The sequence below is a fragment of the Bartonella rattimassiliensis 15908 genome, assembly GCF_000278215.1.
In the GTDB taxonomy this organism is placed as follows: Bacteria; Pseudomonadota; Alphaproteobacteria; order Rhizobiales; family Rhizobiaceae; genus Bartonella; species Bartonella rattimassiliensis.
Map to the genome: position 1 here is coordinate 265,672 of NZ_JH725064.1, position 25,473 is coordinate 291,144.

The 25,473-nt window shown below is 37.3% G+C and carries 15 protein-coding genes and 2 pseudogenes; 4 read left to right on the forward strand and 13 right to left on the reverse strand.

The annotated features are described in order from the left end of the window. Positions 1-669: 669 nt before the first annotated feature. From purH (MCY_RS01065) to rpmB, 3 genes and pseudogenes are all read right to left on the reverse strand, one after another. A pseudogene (gene purH, locus MCY_RS01065) lies at positions 670-1,722 on the reverse strand (bifunctional phosphoribosylaminoimidazolecarboxamide formyltransferase/IMP cyclohydrolase); the annotation flags it as partial. Positions 1,723-1,852: 130 nt separating this feature from the next. Beyond that, positions 1,853-2,536 (reverse strand): VUT family protein, encoded by a 684-nt coding sequence (locus MCY_RS01070; RefSeq protein ID WP_007346517.1) that lies wholly within the window; start codon positions 2,534-2,536, stop codon positions 1,853-1,855. Positions 2,537-2,686: 150 nt separating this feature from the next. Then, positions 2,687-2,980 (reverse strand): 50S ribosomal protein L28, encoded by a 294-nt coding sequence (gene rpmB / locus MCY_RS01075; RefSeq protein WP_007346518.1) that lies wholly within the window; start codon positions 2,978-2,980, stop codon positions 2,687-2,689. A gap of 276 nt (positions 2,981-3,256) precedes the next feature. Here rpmB and MCY_RS01080 point away from each other — a divergent pair, with 276 nt between their 5' ends. Both MCY_RS01080 and purH (MCY_RS01085) read left to right on the forward strand, forming a co-directional pair. Then, positions 3,257-4,039 carry an SURF1 family protein gene (locus MCY_RS01080; protein ID WP_007346519.1) on the forward strand — a complete coding sequence of 261 codons (783 nt, stop codon included), beginning with the start codon at positions 3,257-3,259 and terminating at the stop codon, positions 4,037-4,039. A 1,075-nt stretch (positions 4,040-5,114) separates the two neighbouring features. After that, a complete protein-coding gene (purH, locus tag MCY_RS01085) occupies positions 5,115-6,734 on the forward strand; it encodes a bifunctional phosphoribosylaminoimidazolecarboxamide formyltransferase/IMP cyclohydrolase (RefSeq protein ID WP_007346520.1) in 1,620 nt (539 codons plus the stop codon). A gap of 2,008 nt (positions 6,735-8,742) precedes the next feature. Here the strand turns inward: purH (MCY_RS01085) and MCY_RS01090 are convergent. From MCY_RS01090 to htpX, 3 genes are all read right to left on the reverse strand, one after another. Further along, positions 8,743-10,479, reverse strand: a complete 1,737-nt coding sequence (locus MCY_RS01090) for a heparinase II/III family protein (RefSeq protein ID WP_007346521.1) — start codon at positions 10,477-10,479, stop codon at positions 8,743-8,745. A 64-nt stretch (positions 10,480-10,543) separates the two neighbouring features. Next, positions 10,544-11,908 carry an RsmB/NOP family class I SAM-dependent RNA methyltransferase gene (locus MCY_RS01095; protein ID WP_007346522.1) on the reverse strand — a complete coding sequence of 455 codons (1,365 nt, stop codon included), beginning with the start codon at positions 11,906-11,908 and terminating at the stop codon, positions 10,544-10,546. A gap of 47 nt (positions 11,909-11,955) precedes the next feature. Beyond that, positions 11,956-13,002: a zinc metalloprotease HtpX gene (gene htpX, locus MCY_RS01100; protein WP_026087987.1), complete on the reverse strand. Its 1,047-nt coding sequence runs from the start codon at positions 13,000-13,002 to the stop codon at positions 11,956-11,958. Positions 13,003-13,085: 83 nt separating this feature from the next. Between htpX and MCY_RS01105 the strand changes: the two genes are divergently transcribed. Continuing rightward, on the forward strand, positions 13,086-13,301 hold the full coding sequence (locus MCY_RS01105; RefSeq protein WP_007346524.1) for a DUF1674 domain-containing protein: 216 nt from the start codon (positions 13,086-13,088) through the stop codon (positions 13,299-13,301). 123 nt (positions 13,302-13,424) lie between these two features. On the opposite strand, the gene rpsP is transcribed toward MCY_RS01105, so the two are convergent. From rpsP to MCY_RS01125, 4 genes are all read right to left on the reverse strand, one after another. After that, positions 13,425-13,799, reverse strand: a complete 375-nt coding sequence (gene rpsP, locus MCY_RS01110) for a 30S ribosomal protein S16 (protein ID WP_007346525.1) — start codon at positions 13,797-13,799, stop codon at positions 13,425-13,427. Positions 13,800-13,815: 16 nt separating this feature from the next. Beyond that, on the reverse strand, positions 13,816-14,145 hold the full coding sequence (locus MCY_RS01115; protein ID WP_007346526.1) for a chorismate mutase: 330 nt from the start codon (positions 14,143-14,145) through the stop codon (positions 13,816-13,818). 25 nt (positions 14,146-14,170) lie between these two features. Beyond that, entirely contained in the window at positions 14,171-15,748 is a 1,578-nt protein-coding gene (gene ffh, locus MCY_RS01120; RefSeq protein ID WP_007346527.1) for a signal recognition particle protein, read from the reverse strand. 242 nt (positions 15,749-15,990) lie between these two features. Continuing rightward, the gene (locus tag MCY_RS01125; RefSeq protein ID WP_007346528.1) at positions 15,991-16,647 is read right to left on the reverse strand and encodes a carbonic anhydrase; all 657 of its coding nucleotides are present in this window, start codon (positions 16,645-16,647) and stop codon (positions 15,991-15,993) included. 278 nt (positions 16,648-16,925) lie between these two features. On the opposite strand from MCY_RS01125, the gene MCY_RS01130 reads away from it, so the two are divergent. Continuing rightward, positions 16,926-21,635 carry an NAD-glutamate dehydrogenase gene (locus tag MCY_RS01130; protein WP_007346529.1) on the forward strand — a complete coding sequence of 1,570 codons (4,710 nt, stop codon included), beginning with the start codon at positions 16,926-16,928 and terminating at the stop codon, positions 21,633-21,635. Positions 21,636-22,819: 1,184 nt separating this feature from the next. Here the strand turns inward: MCY_RS01130 and MCY_RS01135 are convergent. From MCY_RS01135 to MCY_RS01140, 3 genes and pseudogenes are all read right to left on the reverse strand, one after another. Next, complete coding sequence (locus MCY_RS01135; RefSeq protein WP_007346530.1) at positions 22,820-23,923, reverse strand: DUF2125 domain-containing protein; 1,104 nt, start codon at positions 23,921-23,923, stop codon at positions 22,820-22,822. A 341-nt stretch (positions 23,924-24,264) separates the two neighbouring features. Next, positions 24,265-24,495 (reverse strand): annotated as a pseudogene (locus tag MCY_RS09875) (integrase); the annotation flags it as partial. Positions 24,496-24,718: 223 nt separating this feature from the next. Beyond that, the gene (locus MCY_RS01140; protein WP_007346533.1) at positions 24,719-25,465 is read right to left on the reverse strand and encodes a glutamine amidotransferase; all 747 of its coding nucleotides are present in this window, start codon (positions 25,463-25,465) and stop codon (positions 24,719-24,721) included. Between the last annotated feature and the right edge of the window lie 8 nt (positions 25,466-25,473).

A 25,473-nucleotide genomic window follows, 5' to 3' on the forward strand; every position in this document is an offset into this window, starting at 1 on the left:
AATAACAATGCATTAATTTTAATTAAATCAAATGTTTTGCATCATGAAAGCATTGAGAATTCAAGAAATAATTCATAGCAGTGGTGACGAAAAAATAAAGTCACAATAACCAACCAAAAACTGATTATTTTCTCATAGTGAAGCATTCTCTAAAATATTTTTCAAATAACTTTTAAGAAGATTTATGCAAATAACGTCGTGCAATTAAACCAGTATCACCGTAAATGCCAAGATCATTGAGTTTATATGTTGAAAGACAGCTTAACGCATTAACGATCCAACGATAACGACGTCAATTACTATAAGAACGTAGAATATTCACGCCATCTACTTAAAATTTGTATCACACTCTTCCGTGAGAAAAAAGCATATTACTAAAAATAGTTGTACTATAATGTCATAATAAGTATGCATTTACACATAAAAAAGCCCTTTGAAACTTGTCTCATGTGAAAGAGCAACCATTAAAGTTATTAGTAACAGTAATATTCTATGCTTAAAACAATGGTTAATTATGTGCGTTCGTTGCGATAATAAACTTCTTCATCGCACATAGAACTTCCTGGTTGAATAACAGCTTCCATTTCAACACTTATCAATCAACATGCAGCGATTATAAAAAACTTCCTGAAATATTCGTCTTATATGAAGAGAAAATCACAAAAATTATCAATGGCGGAAATGCCGTGTTCCTGTAAAAACCATAGCCAACCCTTGTGCATCAGCTGCGGCGATAACTTCTTCATCGCGCATAGATCCTCCTGGTTGAATAATGGCTGTTGCACCTGCTTCAGCTACTGCTAATAAACCATCTGCAAAAGGAAAAAATGCATCTGATGCAACAACTGATCCTTTTGTAAGAGTTTCTGTTAAGCCTGCTCTTTGGGCACTTTCTGCTGCTTTACTTGCAGCAATTTTTGCTGAATCAAGCCGGCTCATTTGTCCAGCACCAATTCCAACTGTTGCATTATTTTTCGCGTAAACAATAGCATTTGATTTAACGTGTTTTACGACACGAAAAGCAAATTGAAGATCACGCAGTTCATCTTGAGTTGGTGCCCGCTTTGTCACCACTTGCAATTGGAGATCATCAACCACCACATTATCACGTGATTGCACTAAAATGCCTCCCGCAAGTGTTTTTGCAAGAAGTCCTCCACAACGTGGATCAGGGATACCACCTGTAATGAGCAAACGAAGGTTTTTTTTCTGCGCAATTATTTCACGGGCAGACATTGTCGCATCAGGAGCAATAATAATTTCCGTAAAAATTTTAACAATCTCTTCCGCACATTCTTCATCAAGGGGCTGATTTAAAGCCACAATTCCACCAAACGCTGATACATTATCACACATAAGAGCTTTCAAATAAGCTTCTTTCAAATTTTTCCCTTCTGCAACACCACAAGGATTAGCATGTTTAATAAGAGCAACAGCAGCAGTGTTTTGTGGATCAAATTCAGCTACAAGCTCAAAGGCTGCATCCGTATCATTTAGATTGTTATAAGAAAGTGCTTTGCCTTGTAAAAGTTTTGCTGTTGCAATACCAAAACGTTGGTCATTATTGCGATAAAATGCTGCTTGTTGATGAGGATTTTCTCCATAGCGCATAACATTTTCAAGATGACCAGAAAAACTCTGCCACAATGGCATTTCAATTTTTAAATCGCGCGCAAACCATGCTGCTATTGCTGTATCATACGCAGCAGTATGTGCATAAGTAATAAAAACATTCTGTGTTAGAGCTCTTAACTTTAGTTAGCAAGTCATAAGATATTATTATAAATTAACATGCCCCGCAAAGCATAGTGTACAATTCTCTTGGTTCAAAAAAACAAAAAGACAAAGATCATTACTGATTACAAACAAAAGAAGAATCATCCTTTGAATGACTTTGATAAAAAGGCAGCTTTATAATGTTAAGAATTGTTCCATAAGGAATCAACATAAACAGGCTCATCACAATTTTTACCGAAAAATCACCAAAAGCGAGTGAAAGCCAAACTGGCATACCCATCCCACCCCAAAAAGTACTCTCCATGAGTGAACTATCAGCATACCCCATTATTTTATCAAGAACTGCAAAAAAGCTAGAAAAAGCAAATGAAAAAAACAGCACTGTATCCAAAGCCGAACCAACCAACGCTGCTGCTAAAGGTGCTTTCCACCATGTTTTACGCCGCAACGGAGTAAAAACAATAATATCAATGAGTTGCCCAAATAAAAATGCTAAACTAGAAGCAATTGCAAGCCGCGGCGTCGCTAATACCCAAGAAACGATTCCCCCCACAAAAAAACCAGCATAAACCACCCGACGTGCAGCAGATGGACCATAAAAACGATTAGTTAAATCATTGATCAAAAAAGCAAATGGATAGGTAAAAGCACCATAAGTCAAAAGCTCATTCAAACCAAACCAATAGACAGGATATTGAACCAAAATATTAGAAGCAGTGACAGCAAGACACATTGCAAAAATAGAAAAAATAATATATCTTTTCTTTTGCTGTTCTAACAAAGAACCACTTGATGGCATTTTTTAACCTGTAACATGGAACCAATAAAGTAAAATGATTAACTAACAAATTTCCTAAAAAGTACGTTTTTAGTACAAAAATAGAAATTAAAGTAATACTAAACCTAAAACAATGGTGCTAAAAGCTATGCGGCTTGTTTAGCCTTTCATTCATTTCTCTTGCTCAGCCTTTTTCTTAACGATTTGGCGTTTTAATAAGCGGGCACGTTGCGATAATTCTTTGTCATCTGCTTTGATCAGAAAACCATCAAGACCACCGCGGTGCTCAACAGAACGCAACGCACTCGCTGAAATCCGCAAACGATAACTTTGCTGTAACACTTCTGAAATCAACGTCACATTGCAAAGATTCGGTAAAAAACGACGCCGAGTCTTATTATTTGCATGGCTAACATTATTACCATACAGAACTGCCTTCCCTGTCAATTCACATGCACGAGACATAAATTTCACCCTTAAACTCTAAGAAATTTTACAAATCCCGATACTCAAAAAAATAGAATGAACGCAAAACATACATACGACAACCTCGAATGAGCATTGGGAAGCTTCTTTCTAATAGGGTGTAGACAACAAAAGGTCAAGTCTTTTATAAAACCTTTTTCATCTTCTATGAGGACACGCTTTTTCTTTTTCTGAAATTAAAGCGTATAAAATGCTTTTTTAAAAGTTGCACCATGTTAAAATGAAAACGTATTGTCCTGAAAGGAAGTATAAATCATGAGAAAAAAAGAAGCCACTATGACAAAGCTTCAAGAAAATCCTAGACGTTTTTCTTCTTTTTTGTTCGGAACTTTATGTATTTGTCTTTTCCTTCTCTTTAGCGCATTAGGTATATGGCAAGTACAACGGTTAAATTGGAAAACAAATCTTATCACCAGTGCCAATCAGCGCATTCATTTGTCTCCCATAAAAGCTCCCCCCAAAAATCAATGGGGAGATGTTACTTTTGAAAAATACGAATACCAACCTGTTATTATTACAGGAAAACTTTTAACAGATAAAAACATTTTGGTCATTGCTACCGCTCAAAATACTACGGGTTATTGGGTTTTGACTCCTTTACAAGCCACTGACAATACACTAACCTTTATTAACCGTGGCTTTATCCCCATGGATGAACGTAACAATTTTCAACACTCAGAGCAATTGCATACAAATGCTTCATCTCAGCAAAATTCTACCACAGAAAAACAAACGACAATCATAGGTTTATTACGTATGAGTGAAAAAAATGGATTTTTTCCACGTAAAAATAATCCTGACAAGAATTTATGGTATACACGTGATCTTTCTACTATGGCACAAAAACTTGGTCTATCCACTGTTGCTCCGTATTTCATTGATGCTGGAAAAAAAACAGCTACACAAGCAAATTTTCCTGTTACTGGCCTCACTGTTGTGCATTTTCGAAATAATCATCTTGTGTACGCAATCACGTGGTTTATTTTAGCAGCTGGGGTATTAGGAGCTTTTCTTTTTCTGCTACGGCAGAAAAACTGAAAAATAACAAGAAAAATACCTTCCCAAATACAGTTATTAATGCGCTTTACAATAGAGCATATCTTAACATTGTTATGTTAAAAGCTTTACACACTGAAAATCTGGCCTTTCAAGAGACAATAACTTGATTTATAATAATACTAACATATTATAACTGTAAAAAAGGCCTTAGATATCGTAAGAAGTTTTCACTTTAAATCTTCTTATGCTGAAGCAATCAAAATCATTATTTTGCACCCTACAAGCGAAGATAAATATCTCTTCTATCTCAAATGCCAAGCGTTGTTAAAATATTGAGAATTGACAAAAAACAATATGAGCAATCTTTGGCTAAAAAATAGAAGAAATGCAATAAGACAACAGAGTTTTGCATCTCTTTATCATTAAAAGCACTAAAATCATTGAATAAGTTCTTTGTCTTTCTCAATGTTATTTCATCTTTTGATGTTGCTCGTCCTCATAAAAGATAAGGCTTCATTGTATTTCATTTTTATGCTAAGATATAGGCTAATATCATCTTATTTCTCAGCTCTCACTGTTGCTCTATTTTTGCATTTAAGCATTGTATAAGAAAAGTTTCTGTCTCTGAATACAAGGGAGTAAAATGAGAAAATCTAATTACGTTCAGTGCTATCATTCAACATAGAAAGCTCAATTACCATTATAAATCAATTTATAGTAAACAAGGTTTTATTTTTTGACTTCTTTCCACCATCTCAAAGCTCAAAAATTCTGAATCCACTCCGATCTTTAAACAATCTGGATTCTTACCAAGTAGATCCCTGTTATTTTTCCACTTATATAATTATAACAACTCCACGAAAAAGCTCTATCTAATAATATTTACCATGCACTAAAAAATATTTAATGTATCAATGAAATTTTATCCTCTATCATCACACCTCAAGTGACGGTATTTTACAGAACAATAGGATATAGAAACAAGCAGTGTCATTCTTAGTATATTTTAACAAGACAATTTATCCTTTCGGTGTATTCTGCTAAAAGTTTATAGTATAATCGTACACTCTTATTTTATTATAGTTTTAACTCTTTCATTTTTAAGGCTTTTATTATGGGTATTGTTGCCAAAAAATTTTCCACACCTGATCTTCATCGGGTTCGTCGTGTTCTTCTTTCTGTATCTGATAAAACAGGTGTGGTCGCATTTGCACAAGCCCTTCATACTGCTTACAATGTTGAATTGATTTCAACAGGAGGCACAGCCAAAGCTCTTATAACTTCTGGTTTACCTGTAAAAGATGTTGCTGAAGTGACAGGATTTCCTGAAATAATGGATGGGCGTGTTAAAACACTCCATCCTTTGATTCATGGTGCTTTGTTAGGAATAAGAGAAGATCCTAGCCATAGAGCTACTATGGAAAAGAACAACATTTATGGAATTGATCTTTTAATTGTGAATCTTTATCCTTTTGAAGAGACGATCCAATCGGGAGCGGATAATCAAACGATTCTTGAAAATATTGATATCGGTGGACCAGCAATGATTCGTGCGGCAGCAAAAAATCATGCTTATACCGGTGTTGTAACCGCAATAAACGACTACGATGCGGTTTTAGCTGAATTAAAGCAGCATAATGGATGTTTAAGCTTATCCATGCGTCGTCAACTAGCAATGCGGGCTTATGCACATACTGCTGCGTATGATACAGCAATAGCAGCATGGTTTGCGCGCGATTTAAAAATTGAAATGCCATTGTGGCAGAGTTTTTCTGGTCATCTTGAAAATGTTATGCGCTATGGAGAAAATCCTCATCAACAAGCAGCATTTTATCGCAATAATGACCAACGTTTTGGTATTGCAACAGCAAAACTTTTACAAGGCAAAGCACTTTCTTATAACAATCTAAATGATACGGATGCAGCCTTTGAGCTTGTAGCTGAATTTGATCCACAAAACACTGCTGCTGTTGCTCTTATTAAACATGCTAATCCTTGTGGTGTTGCAGAAGGGAAAAATTTGAAAGAAGCTTATTTGAAAGCTCTTATGTGTGATAATGTATCAGCGTTTGGTGGAATTGTGGCTTTAAATCAGCCCCTTGATGAAGAATGTGCGGAAGAGATTGTTAAAATTTTTACGGAAATTATTATTGCTCCTGATGCGACAATGTCTGCCCGTGAAATAATTGCGCAGAAAAAAAACCTTCGTTTGCTCATTACAGGTGGTATCCCTGATCCACGTTGTGGAGGACTTCTTGCAAAAACACTTGCGGGAGGCATTTTAGTGCAATCACGTGATAATGTGGTGGTTGATGATCTCCAATTGCAAGTGGTGACAAAGCGGGCACCAACTCAAGATGAACTGCGTGATCTTCAATTTGCTTTTCGTGTCGTAAAACACGTTAAATCAAATGCTATTGTTTACGCGAAAAATAATGCAACAGTTGGAATTGGTGCTGGACAAATGAGCCGGCTTGATTCAGCAAAAATTGCTGCAAGTAAAGCAGCAGAAAGTGCCCAAAGAGCAGGCTTAACAGAAACTCTTACAAAAGGATCAGTTGTTGCATCAGATGCATTTTTTCCTTTTGCAGATGGTTTATTAGCAGTAGCTGAAGCAGGTGCAACAGCCATTATTCAACCAGGAGGATCTATGCGCGATGAAGAAGTTATCGCCGCAGCTGATGCACAAGGGTTGGCTATGGTTTTTACAGGAACACGGCATTTCCGCCATTGATAATTTTTGTGATTTTCTCTTCATATAAGACGAATATTTCAGGAAGTTTTTTATAATCGCTGCATGTTGATTGATAAGTGTTGAAATGGAAGCTGTTATTCAACCAGGAAGTTCTATGTGCGATGAAGAAGTTTATTATCGCAACGAACGCACATAATTAACCATTGTTTTAAGCATAGAATATTACTGTTACTAATAACTTTAATGGTTGCTCTTTCACATGAGACAAGTTTCAAAGGGCTTTTTTATGTGTAAATGCATACTTATTATGACATTATAGTACAACTATTTTTAGTAATATGCTTTTTTCTCACGGAAGAGTGTGATACAAATTTTAAGTAGATGGCGTGAATATTCTACGTTCTTATAGTAATTGACGTCGTTATCGTTGGATCGTTAATGCGTTAAGCTGTCTTTCAACATATAAACTCAATGATCTTGGCATTTACGGTGATACTGGTTTAATTGCACGACGTTATTTGCATAAATCTTCTTAAAAGTTATTTGAAAAATATTTTAGAGAATGCTTCACTATGAGAAAATAATCAGTTTTTGGTTGGTTATTGTGACTTTATTTTTTCGTCACCACTGCTATGAATTATTTCTTGAATTCTCAATGTTTTCATGATGCAAAACATTTGATTTAATTAAAATTAATGCATTGTTATTCCACGTATAAGAAGTTCTTATACTGTAAATTTGTCGTCCCAAATTGTTTCATGTTAAATCAACAAAAATCATTCGCTTGCACATCACAGCAAGATTTGCGTATGAATAAAAGTAATTAAGAAAGAAAAAAGCTTTTTTTATGCCCCCCGTAAGTGCACAAGTCTATCGAACAACATTGGAGGTAGATAAAATAGATTATAATATCAACTTACATTTTGATTAAGCGTAAAAATGATTGCGCATAGTAATAATAGTAATATATGCAAAACTTTTTTAGTATCACATCAATTTTTTTTATTCCCATCCAGAGATTATCCATAGATCCCCATCAATCTGATTTTTATGAATATAACGTAAAAAACGTATTTGCATAAAAAGCGCAAAGTCAAGTCAGAGAAGGTATTTGCAAAGTGAGATGTGTTACTGTCTTTTTTATTCGGTTTTACAATTTTCAAAAATACCTATACCTTTTAGAGAATGGAGATTGTGTATCACACTCTCTTTTTCTCTCGCTTTTCACAGAAAATCATCTCCTGCTGACAAAATAAAAGATCCAAAATTAAACTGACATTACATGTTACAAATTTACATGCTTTTGCTTTAAAGAAGCATCTCTCAAGGTTCATCCTCCTCCGCTCATAAAAACTTATTTATGAAGAACTTTAATGCAATAATAAAAGGGAAATATTAGACGCTAGAAACATATTGGTTTATCTTGAAAGATTGGAAGTTTGGACAGAGGATTTTTCTGTTGGTCTGCAGTTTGTAAAGAGAAAGAATTATTCTATATTTTGCGTTAGGCATATGATGCTTTTGATACTCATAAAACAATATAAAAAGAGACAATAAAAACGCCAAGCATAATAATCCTACATAATTTTACATTATATTTTGATATGATAATCTACACGAACATCTTCGTAAAATGGAAACAATAAACACTGAAAAATACTTCTTTAAAACAAGAATGTGTATTTGCAAGAAAATATTTGATTATCTTAAACCGTCCCCCCAAAAATAAGCATTAATCACAACACCACACTCAAGAACTTTTTAAAGATAAGCAATAGCTTAATTTTCTCTCCATACCTTTAGAGGATAAAGATTCTTAACCAGCCGATCTATCAACAATAATCTGTTAACAGCCCTGTTTCTCTAAAACCAATCCCTCTTAACACCACCTTCTGAGATTCTATGGGCAAACCTTGCCTAAAAATACTCATCATCTACTCTAAAAAATACCTTATGTACAAAAATTTACATGGTCTTAAAATTTTGATAATATTACCATACTAAACGATGATGAAACGGTGATGTTTTGGAATACGCAAGATATAAACTATAAATTGGCACAATGTTCTGATTTTTCATCCAGTGCCTCACGGATAAAACGCCAACGAACTTTTTCCTGAAATGCAGGACGAAAATATAAAACAATCTGTTGTGTCCGCTGTGGTCCTGTTAATTCCGCAAAATCAATCGAATCTTCAAGACAAATATCTGCATCAGGTGAAATAAAATACCATATTTGCTGTTCCTTCACATTCTCATTTTTTACGGCTAAACATACACGCTTACCATCATAATTAACTTCAACGTATGGATGAATATGAAACCGAACAGCAACATAGTCTTGTTCACTCTTATATCTCTTTCCCCCCTTATTTGACATAAAAAAGCGATCAAATCCTTCAATCATATCTCCATTTGTCGCCAAAATAAGACCACGCTCATGAATAAGATTAAAAGAGCGCACATAACCATTATGACTCGCTATAAAACCTGTCTTCTCTGAATCCTCTATACGGCGTACCTGCACATCCGTTGGTCCATTAAACAAAAAGGAAGCGCCGCTTTTCTTTTTTTTATAAAAACCCCCCACCGAACAATCATTAAGCGTAGCTGTTGAATGAGCTGAAGTAACACGTCCTAAATGTCGATAATCTTCCCGCCCATCAAGCTTCACCCCGGTATTGATAATAAAACGATGCCCTTGTGAAGACATTTCAAAAGACAAACACCCAGAACAAGCCTTCCATGCGACAGAGCGTGGTGGAAACTTTCCTGTATCTGCAAGCACTGTTGTTTTATTGGCTTTTAAACGCTGAAATCCTGAATAACGAGCATAACTAAAAGGCTGCCCTCCTGTTTCATCAAGTTCCAAAAGTTTCGATACTCGTTCCAACGCGAGGGGGCCAACCCCATTAAAATGCGCCAATGTTTGATCTTCATGAATAAAGAATCGTAAAGCTGGCAACATACGCTCAACAGAATCAATCAAAATACGTGGTGCTGTTTCATTGCTCCGCATAAAAAGATGACGTAAAGATAACAAATCTGATAACAAATTAAGCAAAATGATAGGACTACGGGAAATATGCCCACCATCAACTAAGATTTGACGAGAAAGCTCTTCTATAAGCGTAGTTTGTACCTTTTTTTTCACTACTGCACAAACAGGCAAAGCAAGAGATGCGAAATTCAAAGCTACTGCTGCTTGTAAGCGTTGGTCATTGTGCTCCATACTGCAAATTGTTACGCGCAAATAACGAAATTGCAAACCAAGCGCACGTAAAAAGCGTTTTTCAAACCGCTCAGTTGCCCCTTTTAACAACATTTTTGAATGACAAATCCACGAAATCAATCTCCGCGCCACAACAGGATCACTCCAGGCAAGACCTTTTACCTTCTTACCAGCATGTTCGAGCCAATCTTCTAAAAGAGAGCGCGCATGTGCAGAAGCTAAATCACTTTCTGCTGCCTCCATATGGCGCAACCAATGAAAATCATGTAGAGCCGCCTCCCATTCCAGCGTTGGCGGCACTAATGAAAATGGTGAAACAGCACCAGAATGAACAATATGACCAGCAAAAGCAAAACGGCCATGATAAAATTCATGCGCCATCATCGGATCAGACACATGCAAATCAATAGGATGGGCTAAAATTTTATGAGGACTAAACCCTGAAAATCGCCAACGAAATAATGGTCCAACCCATAAACGCCGCATAACGTACTGCAGCGTATCGACATAGGCTGCCACTTTTACCTGAGAAGCTTTTACCGCAACCGCCAAAATTCCATCTCCATTTATGCTGAATCGAGTATAATTTCGACCATTTTTGTAAATGAAGCGTTAATTAAGCAACTTTTCGTAAACGCGCAGCGAAAAAACCATCCATTCCTAAAAATGCAGTTTGCTTAGCATCAAAATTTTTATGACAAAAATTCGCAGGTGTTGTACGCAACATCCCCTCACAAAGCAAATGTTCTAGGGCTCCCATTTCCTTTGGACAAATAGGATCTAAAACAATGTCAGTGCGTGTTGATAAAATTTTCCCAATAAGATCTTCGCCTTCTTCTCTTGCCAATGAACAATTAGAAAAAACAATCCGTCCTCCTTCCTTGATCAAAGCAATTGCTGCGACAAGCAAATCATATTGTAATGCTGCTAATTTAACGATATCATTTTTTGATTTTGTCCATAAAATATCTGGATGACGGCGAATCGTTCCTGTAGAAGAACAAGGAGCATCAAGAAGAACCGCGTCAAAAAGCTGCGTAGGATGAAAATTTCTCACGTCCCCCTGCCAAATGTGAACTGAAAAATGAAGTCGTTCCATATTTTCTTTTAAACGCTTTACGCGGTTAGAAGAAAGCTCAATTGCTGTCACCTGCGCCCCCTGCAAAGCCAATTGCGCTGTTTTTCCCCCAGGGCTCGCACAAAGATCAGCCACGCGTTTACCCCGCAGTTCTCCCAGTAAACAAACAGGCAACGCAGCAGCAAAATCCTGAACCCACCAACCACCTTCACGATAGCCAGGTAAATCAGCAACAGAACATTCCAGACGATTCAATCGAATAGAACCATTGGGCAACACCACACCACCAAGCTTTTCAGCCCATCTAACACTATCAGATATTACTGTTAAATCGAGAGGAGGCTCCACGCTTTGAATTGCTATAATCTGATGTGCCTTTTCCATCCCATAAGTTGATACTAAAAGTTGTCCAAACCACGCTGGAACATCTTCAATGGTAGGAATTAATCGGCGTAGAGATACTGCCTCTCGCGCAACATTTCGCAAAAGAGCATTCACTACCCCCGCAAAACGCTGCATACGAGGATCAAGTTTTGCCACCCGTACAGCTAAATCAATAGCCGCATGATCAGGAATATCAAGATAAAGAATTTGCGCAACACTGATATGCAAAAGATGCTGAAGTGAAAGTGCCTGTAAAGGCAAAGGACGTGCCAAAAAGCGTGAGAGAGCCGTCGTAATTTGCCCTCGATGACGCAATGAAGCTGTCAAAATAGCCCGACACAACAAACGATCTCGTTGTGAAAGTTTTAAATATTGTGGATGCCCATATTCATTATCTATCAAACCAGAAAGCGACGTACACTTATCAAGCACTGCCCCTAAAAGACGCACACACACCTGCCGTACAGCTAATCCTGGAACATTTTTTTCAGACACATGCCCCACTTTTTTGTGTTTCAAAACAACACCTTTATATCACTGTTTTCTCAAAGGCTCCCTCAATAACTCTATGAACGAGATCTTTTTGAATTTTCATAACGAAGCCAAGAAGGGCGTTTTGTAACGCGCTGAAAAGAATCATCTTCTGTCGCATCTGATGTATGAACCCAACCACTATGAAAATTTTCATAGTTCATCCCGTTGCTTTTTTCATGAATACTGCCTTCTTCATTCCATTCCACACTTTTGACAAGAGCCCCTTTCATCTCTTCTGCTTGCCGATAAAGAGCGGCGATACGATTTGCAGTTGCTGGATGTGTTGAAAAAAGACTATCCGCTCCCTCACCACTCAAAGGATTAATAATAAACAGATGGGCGGTTGCTGGATTATGCTCTGCTTCTTCATTATATACTCCATTTCCCCCATCAGCAATTTTACGCAATGCCGAGGCCAACCATAAAGGATTACCGCATATTTCAGCTCCCCTCCGATCTGCAGCATATTCACGCGTACGGCTAATCGCCATTTGCACCAGCATCGCTGCAAAAGGTGCCACGAGCAATGCAATAAACCCTCCAATTGCCCCAACACCATGAGAATCTTCTGAAGAGTTGCGTTGTCCTCCCATAAAAAAAGCGAAATTACCAAGCATTGAGATTGCCCCTGCAATTGTTGCAGTTAGAGTCATTGTTAACGTATCACGATGTTCAATATGTGCGAGTTCATGCGCCATAACTCCAGCAATTTCCTCAGCACTTAACCGTTTTAACAATCCAGTACTTGCAGCAACAGCTGCATTTTGCGGGTTACGTCCCGTTGCAAAAGCATTTGGCTGTTCATTCTCAATAACATAAACTTTTGGTTGAGGAAGAGAAGCCCTTTGTGCTAAATCGCTTACAATTTTATAGTAAACCGGTGCTGAGTGCTGATCAACTTCACGTGCCCCATACATGCGTAAAACGATTTTATCTGAATTCCAATAAGAAAAAAAGTTTAAAGCACTTGCCATCAAAAGAGCAATGACCATGCCACTGCCCCCTCCAATAAGATAACCAACCCCCATAAAAAGAGCGGTCAAAAAAGCCAAAAGCATGGCTGTACGCATTATGTTCATTCCTAAAAAAACTCCATGATAAAATACAATCTATACTATATGATGGGGTTTACTTTCTGCTTCTTCAATGGAATAGGTGTAAAATGAATAAAAAAGATGAGAAAAAAAAACCAAAAAACGCAAATTTCATTAAACAACAATCTCTTTCTCCCGCAGCACAACGCGCCCTCAAAGAAGCTGAAGAAAGGCGAAAAAGCGAAGCAAAAAAAGAACAACCTTTAGAAAATGGTGGACGCGGCGGTAAAGACCCTTCCCGCTATGGAGACTGGGAAATTAAAGGCCGCGCTATTGACTTTTAAAACTAAAAAACAACGCTTCTTAAAAACAACTATTTAAAGAAGATCCGTTTTTGTTAAGTAAAAACGGAGAACATTTATTCTTTTAGAATTTTCAAAGACGTTTTGACTAAACGATGACACTTCTTATTCTGAAACAGAATCTGCTTCAGCAGCAGCGGCTGTTTCTTCAGCTGCTTGCTTTGCTGCTGCCATACGTTCTTGTGCTTTTTTACCCGGTTCACCTTTATGTGGATTATTGCGGGTTGGGCGTTTTTTTAAACCAGCCGCATCTAAAAACCGTAAAACGCGATCTGTTGGTTGAGCTCCTTGCCCAAGCCAATACTGGATACGCTCTTCATTAAGTTTTACCCTCGGTCCGCCTTTAGGCAACATTGGATCCCATGCACCAACACGTTCAAGAAATCGTCCATCGCGCGGACTACGCACATCTGCAACAACGATATGATAATAAGGACGTTTTTTTGAACCTCCACGGGACAAACGAATTTTCAATGCCATATTTTATCTCCTATTGTCAGCTCTGGCTTTCGTTTAACTTAACTTTTTTTGTTTTTTGCTTTTCATCAATCATTTCATGATGACGCACAACTTCTTTAATAATAAATTTTAAAAATCTTTCAGCAAAATCCGGATCAAGATGACTATCCATCGCCAATTGCCGCAAACGCGCTACCTGATGTTGCTCACGCAGAGGATCTACTTTAGGCAAATTATAACGGGCTTTTAAGTGCCCAACAGCTTTTGTACAACGAAAACGCTCTGCTAAAATATGAATCAAGGTAGCATCAAAATTATCAATAGACGCCCGTAAATGCGCCAATTCGTTTAATACTGTTTCCTGCATCACTATTCCTTTCCCTCTTTGCATCTTATTTTTTCTTAAAATGCTGAGGAAATTCTCCCCTATCAGCAATGCCATTGGAAAGACCAGGAAATATAGGACCACGTCCCGGAAGTCCGGGCAAAATCTTCCCTCCATTACCATTTTCAATCTGCTTTTGAAGCGTTGAGAATTGCTTTGGATCCAATCCCGATAAATCAGGCATAGCTGGAGAATTTCCACCCAATTTTCCCATATCTCCCACCCCCATTTTGGAACCAAGCCCTCCCAACATTTTTTCCATCAAACCACTTTTTCCTTTATTTCCTTTACCGCCCATAGCTTTCATCATATCAGCCATTTGTCGATACATTTTCAAAAGTTTATTAATATCAGCCGCCGTTGTACCGGACCCCTTAGCAATTCGTTGTTTTCGACTATGTTTTAAAATCTCTGGATTTGCACGTTCTTGAAGTGTCATGGATGAAATAATAGCCAATTGACGATTAAACAAACGATCATCAAGACCGGCTGCAGCAATTTGTTCTTTGACTTTTCCCAATCCTGGCAACATACTCATAATACCGCTCATTCCGCCAAGTTTTTTCATTTTATGCAGCTGTTCAGCAAGATCATTCAGATCAAATTTTCCTGCTTGCATTTTTTTTGCAAAAGCAGCAGCTTTCTCATGATCCATTGTTTCAGCAGCTTTTTCAACCAAAGAAACGATATCCCCCATTCCGAGAATACGATCAGCAATACGACTAGGATGAAAGTCTTCTAAATTATCTATTTTTTCACCAGTTCCAATTGCTTTAATTGGCTTACCTGTAACAGCACGCATGGAAAGAGCAGCACCACCGCGTCCATCACTATCCATTCGTGTTAAAATAATCCCTGTAATTCCTACACGTTCATCAAAAGAACGGGCGAGATGAACGGCATCTTGCCCCGTCAAGCTATCAGCCACTAACATAACCTCATGAGGAAGGGAACAAGCTTTAATTTCAGCCAATTCAAGCATCAAAGCTTCATCAATATGATTACGTCCTGCTGTATCAAGAAGAAGCACATCATAACCGCCTAATTTAGCGGCTTGCACGGCACGTGCTGTAATATCCACAGGCAACTGTCCTGCAATGATAGATAAGCTTTCAAGTTTTGCCTGTTCTCCTAATTGGCGCAATTGTTCCTGTGCAGCAGGACGACGTGTGTCTAAAGACGCCATGAGAACTTTTTTATTGTGCTTATCAGTTAAACGTTTTGCAAGCTTTGCTGTTGTGGTTGTTTTTCCTGAACCTTGCAAACCAACCATCATGATAACAACTGGTGCTGGTGCATTTAAATCACTCAGAACGCTTTCATTTCCAAGGATATGAATCAATTCATCATGAACAATCTTAACCACCATTTGTCCAGGTTTAATTGATTTAATAATTTCGGCCCCAACAGCTTTTTCACGAATTCTATCGATAAATGACCGTACAACATCAAGGGCAACATCAGCTTCCAATAAAGCGCGACGAATTTCACGCAGTGCCTCTGCAACATCCTGCTCCGACAAAGCGCCACGCCCCGTTAAATGAGACAGAATAGAACCAAGTCGTTCTTGCAAAGATTCAAACATCATTCACCTCGTTATCGTTGCATAACAAACAAACCAAAGTAGCATCCGAGAACGCACCGCGCCGTCGGATGTTGACCTCTGAGATCTCTTTATACCCTTAAAGTGGGGTCTCAGTCGGTGGCTCCAAGTTAATTTTGTCACTGAAAGCTCGCTCCTTCAAACAATAAAACCCTAACTTTGTCAAGATTTATCATAAAATGCCTTTAATCTTTAATTATACGAAGCAATAAAAACAACGAATTTTACACGCCAAAACTTTCAAGTTCAACACACATAAAACAACTTGTTTCCTGTTCCATACTCCATAATTTTCCGCTAGAGATATCGAACCAAACCCCATGCAATGTCAAAAAACCTTGATCTTTTCTAAACTTTATCCACGGGAACGTCTCTAAATTTCTTAACGAATGGCGAATAGAAAGCTGCTCTAATGCCGTCTGTTTTTCTGGCCACGACAGTAACTTATTATTCAAAACAATTTCTGCTGCCGGCGCTAAAAGACTTATCCATTGACCAATAAAATCATTTGACGGTAAAGATTTACACGTTTCCTTAAGAGCGGTACAAACTCCCCCACAGTGGGCATGCCCAAAAACAACAATATGTTTTACCTCAAGCAATTGCACAGCATATTCAAGAGCTGCTGATGTTGCATGATAGTTGTTATCAGGAGAAAAAGGAGGAACCACATTTGCTACATTGCGCAAGGTAAAAATTTCTCCTGGCTTAGCATCAAAAATCACTTCTGGTATTGTGCGCGAATCACAACAAGCAATGACCAAAACTTCAGGTTTCTGCCCCTCAATTGCCAGTTGCTGATAATGCGCTGTTTTATATGAAAAATGATTGTTTATAAAGTTTTTGTAACCCCTTAAAAGTCTTTCTGGTAAATGCGTCATTCTCTCTTTAACTTTTGCTTATATTTACTTTCATTTTGTGTATTTAAAAACTATTAATATACAAAACTACTAAAAATACCTTTTCATTGACGTTCATTGACGCAAAATATTTCTTTGAAATATAAACTATTACTAAAAAATAGCAAAAACAAATTCATTCCTTCCAAATAAAGAGCTATTTTCTTTAGGAAGAAGATGTTACAGTATAAAAAAATATAACGGTCTACTCTTAAATAATATCAAAAAGACCCTTACGAGCACAAAAAGGGAGAATGAATGTGTTTCAACAAAAAGCATCAGAAACAAAAAACACCCGAGAGAAAATAGAACAAATCCTTTTTGCTCAAACCGATAAAGAAGATACTGCTTATTACGAGAATAAAGAGCTTCAAAAAGCCGCAGCCATAGCGGTGAAAGTTTTTAATCTCCATCAGACAGGAAAAAATACCATCTCCTTTGAACAAAATTTGACCCGTAATAACAGACCTATAACTGTTATCACGCTTGTCAATGATAACAAACCCTTCCTTCTCGATTCTATTTTAAATGTCTTCAATCAACACAAAAACCATATTTATTTGATTGCTCACCCCATTCTTGATTGTGCTTCTGGAAAACGCATCAGTCTGATGCAAATTCATATTGAATCATTAAACAAACAGCAGGTGCAAAAACTTGAACAAGAACTCACCTTAGTTCTTGAACAAGTTAATATTGCTGTACAAGACTGGAAACCTATGCTTGAAGAAGTTGAAAAACATATTCATGCCTACCATATAAGTCTTCCCCCACACTACAAACAAGAAGGCGAAAAAGCTATCGAATTTCTTCACTGGCTAATAGATGATAATTTCATCTTTCTTGGTATGCGCACTTATAACTTCATCAAAGACCAAAAGCCCCTAAAATCCTTTATAGCAAGTAACATTGAACTTGGTATACTTACGGATGCTTCTATTCATATTGTTGACGATGAAAGTATGAAAGAACCTCCTCAAGAAGTTTTATCCTTCATGGAAAGCGATAATCTGTTTATCGTGACAAAAGCTAACAGCCGCTCCAAAATTCACCGTTCTGTTTGGCTCGATTATATTGGTCTTAAAATCTTTGATAAAGAAAACCAACTCTGTGGAGAATTACGTATTGTAGGGCTTTTTACCTCCTCAGCTTATACACGTTCTATTTTTCAAATACCTTTCTTAAAAGAAAAAGCCCAAACCATTATTCAACGTCTTGGACACAATCACGCCGATTATTCAGGAAAAGCACTCATCAGTGTTTTAGAAACCTATCCAAGAGATGAAATGTTTCGTTCTGATGTTGATACATTGACAGAAAATATTAGACTTATTCTGCAATTAGATGAACGTCCCCGTTTACGCGTTCTCGCCCACACTGATTCTTTTGGGCGTTTTGTCTCTATCCTTGTCTATGTCCCGCGCGACCAATACAGCAGCAGCCTACGTGAAAAAGTTGGCGAACATTTTGTTGAGCTCTATAAAGGCGATTTTTTTGAATCCTATCCGCTATTTTTAGAAAGCACCCTTATACGTGTCTATTACATCATCCATCGCAAAAGAAACGAAACAGTTCCCCTTTATGAACGTTCCACACTTGAACAACATGTCCGTTCGATTGCACGAAGTTGGGAAGATAGTGTTCAAGCCATTGCTCTTACCCAGAAAGTAACAGAACAACAAACACGTTTAGCCTGCGCGTTTCCAAATCGCTATCGTGATTTATTTTCAGCTGAAGATGCGCTTAACGATGCCGGACATATTCTGAATCTTCATGATAAAAAGCCCCTTTTCGTGACCTTTTATCACGCACAAAACAAAGAAAAACAGTGCATTTCTCTTCGACTTTTTCACCGCCATGAAGCACTAGCTCTTTCCAAACGTGTACCACTTCTTGAAAATATGGGATTTCGCGTTATTGCTGAACAAACTCTTGAATTACCAGATGGCAATGGGCACTCTGTGTACCTTCATGATATGCAACTCGAAAGTATTTTCCAACTCTGTATCGATTTTGAAAAAGACGGTCAAAAACACGCTGAAACCTTTGAAGCCATTTGGGCACACAATACCGATAATGATGCCTTTAATGCCCTCACCCAAACAGCTGAGCTTGATTGGCATGAAATTGTTATTTTGCGGCATTATGGGCGCTATCTCCAACAAGCTGGAATTCCTTATTCGCAAGATCGCGTTGCTCAAACTTTAAATGCTTATCCTGACATTACCCAAGATCTTTATGCTTTATTTCATTTAAAATTTCATCAAAGCCATCCAGAAAAAGAACGGGCAAGAAACCAACAGATCATTCAAAAGCGAATTGAAGAAAAATTACGGAAAGTATCTGGTTTAGATGATGATATCATCTTACGCCGTTATCGTAACCTTATCAATGCGAGTTTACGGACGAATGCCTTTACGCCTCTTTCTGATGGAAGTCCACGGCGTATTTTAGCCACCAAATTAAATCCGCGCCAAATTGAAGATTTGCCAGAACCACGCCCTTATCGAGAAATTTTTGTTTACGGACCAGAGGTTGAAGGGGTCCATTTGCGTTTTGGACCTATCGCTCGTGGCGGAATTCGTTGGTCAGATCGCGCATTAGATTATCGCACCGAAATCCTCAGTTTAGTCAAAGCACAACAAGTTAAAAATGCAGTTATTGTTCCTGCCGGTGCAAAAGGGGGATTTTATCCTCACCGCCTTCCTCAAACAAGTGATCGTGCTGTAATCATAGAAGCAGCACGACAAGCTTATACGGACTTTATCACGGCTTTGCTTTCCATTACAGACAACCTGATTAACGGCAAAATAAGTGCACCCCATAATGTTATTTGTCATGATGACCCTGATCCCTATTTTGTTGTAGCAGCCGACAAAGGGACAGCGACATTTTCTGATACAGCCAACGCCATCAGCCAAACAAACCACTTTTGGCTCGATGATGCTTTTGCCTCTGGCGGCTCAGCAGGTTATGACCACAAAGAAATCGGGATTACAGCTAAAGGCGCATGGGAAGCCGTTAAAAGACATTTTCGAGAATTATTTAATCACGATATTCAAACAATGCCCTTCACCTGCATCGGTGTCGGCGATATGTCTGGTGATGTTTTTGGTAATGGAATGCTCCTTTCCAAACAAACAAAATTGATTGCTGCTTTTGATCACCGCGATATCTTTATTGATCCAGATCCAAACGTAGATGAAAGCTATGCAGAGCGTCTGCGTCTCTTCAACCTTCCTCGCTCAAGCTGGCAGGATTACGACAAAGCCAAATTATCAAAGGGCGGTGGTATCTTTTCACGAAACGAGAAAACTATTACTCTCTCACCCGAAGCTGCACAAGCCATTGGTTTTGAAAAGAAAACAGGTACACCCTTTGAAATTATCTCTGCTCTTCTCAAAGCGCCTGTTGATCTTTTATGGTTCGGCGGCATTGGTACTTATATACGTGCTGCAACAGAAAGTGATGCCCAAGTAAGTGATCGTGCAAATGATGCAATACGCATTACCGGCGAACAAGTACGTGCAAAAATTATCGGCGAAGGAGCTAACCTTGGCATGACTCAACGTGGACGGATTGAATATGTCTCAAATGGTGGCCGATGCAATACAGATGCCATTGACAATTCTGCTGGCGTGAATTGTTCTGACATTGAAGTCAATCTTAAAATTGTTCTTGCATCAGCACTGCGTGCAAAAACACTAACCCGCAAAGAACGCAACAAACTCTTGAAAAAAATGACCCCTCAAGTCGAGCAACTCGTCTTGCGCAACAATTATTTACAACCCCTTGCTCTTTCTTTGGCTGAAAGCCAAAGCACTGCAGATTTGCCCTATCAAATACGTTTTATGCATGATTTAGAACAAAAAAAACTTCTAGATCGCAGAGTTGAAATGCTTCCTGATGAGCAAGTTTTACGGCAAAGAACAACTCAAGGAAAAGGTCTCTTCCGCCCAGAACTTGCCGTTATCTTGGCATACGCTAAATTAACCCTTAAAGAAGAAATTGCCCATAGTGCCATTGTCGATGATCACTATTTCAACACAGCTTTGCTGAACTATTTTCCAACCCAAATTCAAAAAAATTTTGAAAAAGAAATTATTAACCATCAATTGCGTCGTAATATTATCGCAACATTAATTGCTAATGATATTGTAAACCGTGGAGGCCCTACTTTTGTTAATCAATTACACGATGTGACAGAACAAAAGGTTGAAAATATTATTCGCGTTTTCATTGCCATCCGCGATGGTTTTGAAATTTCTCAATTATCTGATCAAATTGATAAGCTAGATAATAAAATACCCGGTCTTATCCAAAACAAATTCTACGCAGTAATAACCCAAATGCTCTTTGAAACAACCAATTGGGGTTTGCACAACCTGAATCTCTCACATCCATTAGACGAAATCGTAAAAACAATAAGGCAAGCCCGTAGTGTTATTGAAAAAGAGCTTATGCATTCTCACAACAACGATATTAATAAAAAAGTTGAAGAAAAAACGCTAAACTACAGCGAAAAAGGAGCACCAAAAGCATTAGCAAAACAATTGGCTCTCTTGGAAGCAGCACCCATAATCTGTGATATCTCTTTGATTGCAAAACAAAACAACAGTGATCTTATTAAAACTGCAAGGATCTATTTTTCACTTGCGCAAATCATTCGTATGAACCGCATTAATGAAACTAGCCGAACAATTTCTATCCTAGATTATTATGATAGTATGGCTTTAAGCCAAGCCAAAGAAAATGTTTCTGAAAGCTTACGGAAAATCGTGACGAAAATTCTCAAAAATTATGGAAAGACAGAAGATCCTTTTGATGCTTGGAAAAAAACAGAAGAAAATCATATTCATAATATCACAAACCGTATTCATGCACTTATTGAAAACGATCTCAATATTTCTCGTTTTACTTTTATAGCAGGATTAATTTCTCAACTTCAAAATACTGGCTTTCAAACTTAAAAGCGGCAATCTATTGCTAACTATTGCTAAGTACAAAATTATCTAGTAAAAACTCCTGTTTTAGCTCTCTACAGCGAACCAATAAAAATAGAGCGGGAGTTTGCGTTTTTCGACATCACCCCCCAAAGTAGAAATCCGGCGACTTATCACAACAGGGTTGTTTTTAACAACTTCAAGACATAAAGCAAGGTTGATTTCTCAACTTTAAAATATAAACTTCCAAACTTAAAAGTAGTACAAAACAGCTAAGTTTTTGCGCCCATTCTATCCATCCATCGTTAATGAGTAAAGAAAGAGCAAGAACATTATCTTGCATTTTTATAAAAAATAATGCTTGAAATTATGGGATTGCGTAGGAAATAAGCGCTATAAAATGTCAAAGATCTTTATAGATTGAAAAAAAACAAGTTAAAATTTTACTGTCAAATATTCTTCATTATAAAAATATAATCTATTGATCTACAATCATACTTGTATTATTTTACATGTTGAAGGAGAATCACGATATCCTAAGTTTCTTTCAGTTTAAATTTGTTTATCTTAAATCAAGCATTTTTCCTTGCATACCGTAAATTGGAAAACTATATGAAGAAAAACTAAAGGGATATAAAAAATATCTCTCATACCCTCTAAAAAAAACTTCTAATAAATCTTCTAAATGCAAGAAAATCATCATAATATTAGGGAGATAGAATAATATAATGCCCCTAGCTCGCTTCTTTATACACCTAGAGATGGTAATGCATAAGAGATTTAATGTTAAATGAAAATATCGTCATGAAATGGGAAACGCTAAGAGGTATTTTTTTAATCAATGTATGAATACGCAATACAAAATATATTATGTTTTACGGAGATAGCATAAGCCCATTAAAGAACAAAAGAAATAAAAGGATATGTATAACCTATTATTAAAAAAGCATAGCTGTAGATACTTCTGAAAAACATAAAATTGAACTTAAAAATGGATGTTAATTTTCCCCTTTAAAACTTTATATGCTTTTCCAGTAAAACTATTTATCTGTTTCAAAGGTAACCTCCAAACAGATATATGCGATATGCTTTATCCATACATAAAAAAAGCTTAACAAATACGCACCGTTCTCCCTATATGCAAAACCAATCACCCTACTTTAAAAGTCCATTTTTTCCATACAAACGCTATTGCTAGCTTCCTCTCAAACCTAAAGTGGTGCAAGACGACCAAGCTTTAAAAAACCTAATTTGACCCACCCATTATTAATAAGCAAAGAAAGAACAGGAGCGCCATCTGCATTTTTAGGAAGAGCACTCAAAATAAAAAATAACGCTTGAAGATTATTGGCCTGCGTGGGAAATAAGCGCTGTAGAGTGTCAAGAAGCTTCATCGGCTGAACATGGACAAGTTCAAATTTTGCTGTCAAATATCCTTCATTATCAAAAGAAAAAGGTCCACTAATACGTACCGCTCCTCCCGTATGAAAGACAAACTCACCATGCTTTAACAGTCCACTTTTCCCATATAATCTCTGTTGCCAACTTTTTCCTTCATTTTCAGAAAGAAGAGAGACATCATTTAAAATCCATTGCAAATTACCATCAATTTTAGGAACATCCACAAAAGAAGATGTAAAAAGCAGAGAAGCATCAAAACCATCAAAAGTTATATGTCCTGAGAAATGATTCTCGTCATGTTTAAGATCAAGTCGGAAAAATTCTACCGTTATTTTTTGAAAGGCATCTTTAGGCTCTAATGGTTGAATAGTTACATCATGTGTATTTTGCAAAGATAACTGATCTTCGACATTCTCTCGTGTCGTTTTTTTATCTACCACTTGTCCCCCTAATGCTTCTTGAAGCTTTTGATCTTCAAGGGAAGAGGAAAAAACAGAAATTTCAAGCCCTTCAGCTATAAACTTCAATGTATTACCCATTTTCCAATAAGGTTCGTTTTCAATCGCCAAATTGCGCCAACGGGATACTATGGAAGTTTTTCCAGAAAAAACAATCGATGCAGGCGAATGAACATTAAACTCTATCAAATAAGGTGAATAAACTGGTGCACCAGCTGTCAATCGCCCTGTCGATAAGGAAACCCCATGTAAAGGCCAAGAAAATTGAAATTTATCACACTCAATACCGACACGTAAAGGATAACCATTCTTGTGCACATTTTCACATATCATCGCCATATTATGGGAAGATACTTTTGCAAATATATCAGAAACATAGCCTTCTATCTTACGTGAAAAAAAAAACCAAAATGCGCTATACATAAATATTAGAACAAGACACAAAAGCCCACACATTAAATAGCTCAAAGAAAAACTTTTTCGTCCTGATGGTAATTGAGAGGATTTAGACAACATTAAAAATTTCTTTATCTCTTAACTTTCTCGCCGCCTTAAAAAGAACAAAGATCCTTAACCCTTACTAATCTGTAAACAATCAAACTTCTCATCTAGCGAATTTTATCTGTTGACCACTTCATTAAGCTCATATATTTCGTTCTAAAGTACAGGATGTTATACGTTCAACAAGCAAGATTTTTTTAAGAAAACCCATTAAATCCTCTAACAAAAAACACTTCATGTGTAAAGTTTTACATGCATTCTCTCTCTACCTTAAACGATGCTATATAGAGTTGATCCTCATGTAAAACAAAAAACCATTGGGTTGCTAATTCACGGACTTGTTTTAAAGAAACATCTCTCAAGGCACCCCAACCCATTTCACGACGGCATCCATGAAAAATATAATGGTAAATCTATTACGCACCATCATCTTTACACTTATTAAGAAGCAGGCTGGCCCTACCATTATATTTGCCAGCTTCCAATGTTACAATAGCCCTTGCATTAAAACGGTTCATAAGAGCCATTTTTAGTCCTTTCTTATACAAATTTGATCCACACGCTCATTCCACTTATGACGTGCAAGCGAATAGTTTTGATTGATTAAGGATAAACAGGTTTGAAATGAGAGAATCTTACGTTATTCGGGGTTCTAATTCAATATGAATAATGCTAAATTATCATTATAAATCAATATACTGTCATTTTACAGCACAACAGGGATGATAATGAATATTGTGTCTCTCACGCTTACACAGGTACGGTTGGTGTACAAAAAATCTGTCGTAATGCACCTTCAAACCATTGGCTCAAAGCTCGATCATAGATTAAACGACCTTTTAAATGTGCATAAGCAGGTTGAGCACCTTTTTCAGTCAATTTATGTGCCGAATGTACGACCAAACGACGCATCATAGCACGTGTAAATTCAGCATGAAATTGCAACCCCCATGCATTATTTCCATAACGAAAAGCTTGTGTAGGATATGTATGTCCTGTTGCCAAAAGCATTGCTTCTTTTGGTAAATCATAAATACCTTCATCATGGAAATGGTAGACCATTTCTGGCCAATTCATCAATTCCTTCCCTTGTGGGGTTGCTTCTAGTGGATACCAGCCCACTTCAACAGTGCCATCACTTCTTGTAGCAACGCGCGCACCTAAATTTCGCGCTAACATTTGTGCTCCAAGACAAATACCCAAAAACGGCTTATTTTCCTTTAGCGACAACGAAATCCAATCAACTTCTTCCCCAATATAAGCTTCGCTGTCATTCACACTCATCTGCCCTCCTAAAATAACGACGCCGGCATAATGCTTTAATGTATCGGGAAGTTTTTGTCCCAAAATAGGACGATAAACATCAATGACAAAACCATTTTGTTGTAAAAATTTTCCCAAACGACCCGTATAGGTGGAGCGCCGATGAATAATAACAGCAATCCTTGGTTTGTTATTTTTTTTCTTTTTACTAAGACACCTTTGATTTAAAAACATTTTTTAAT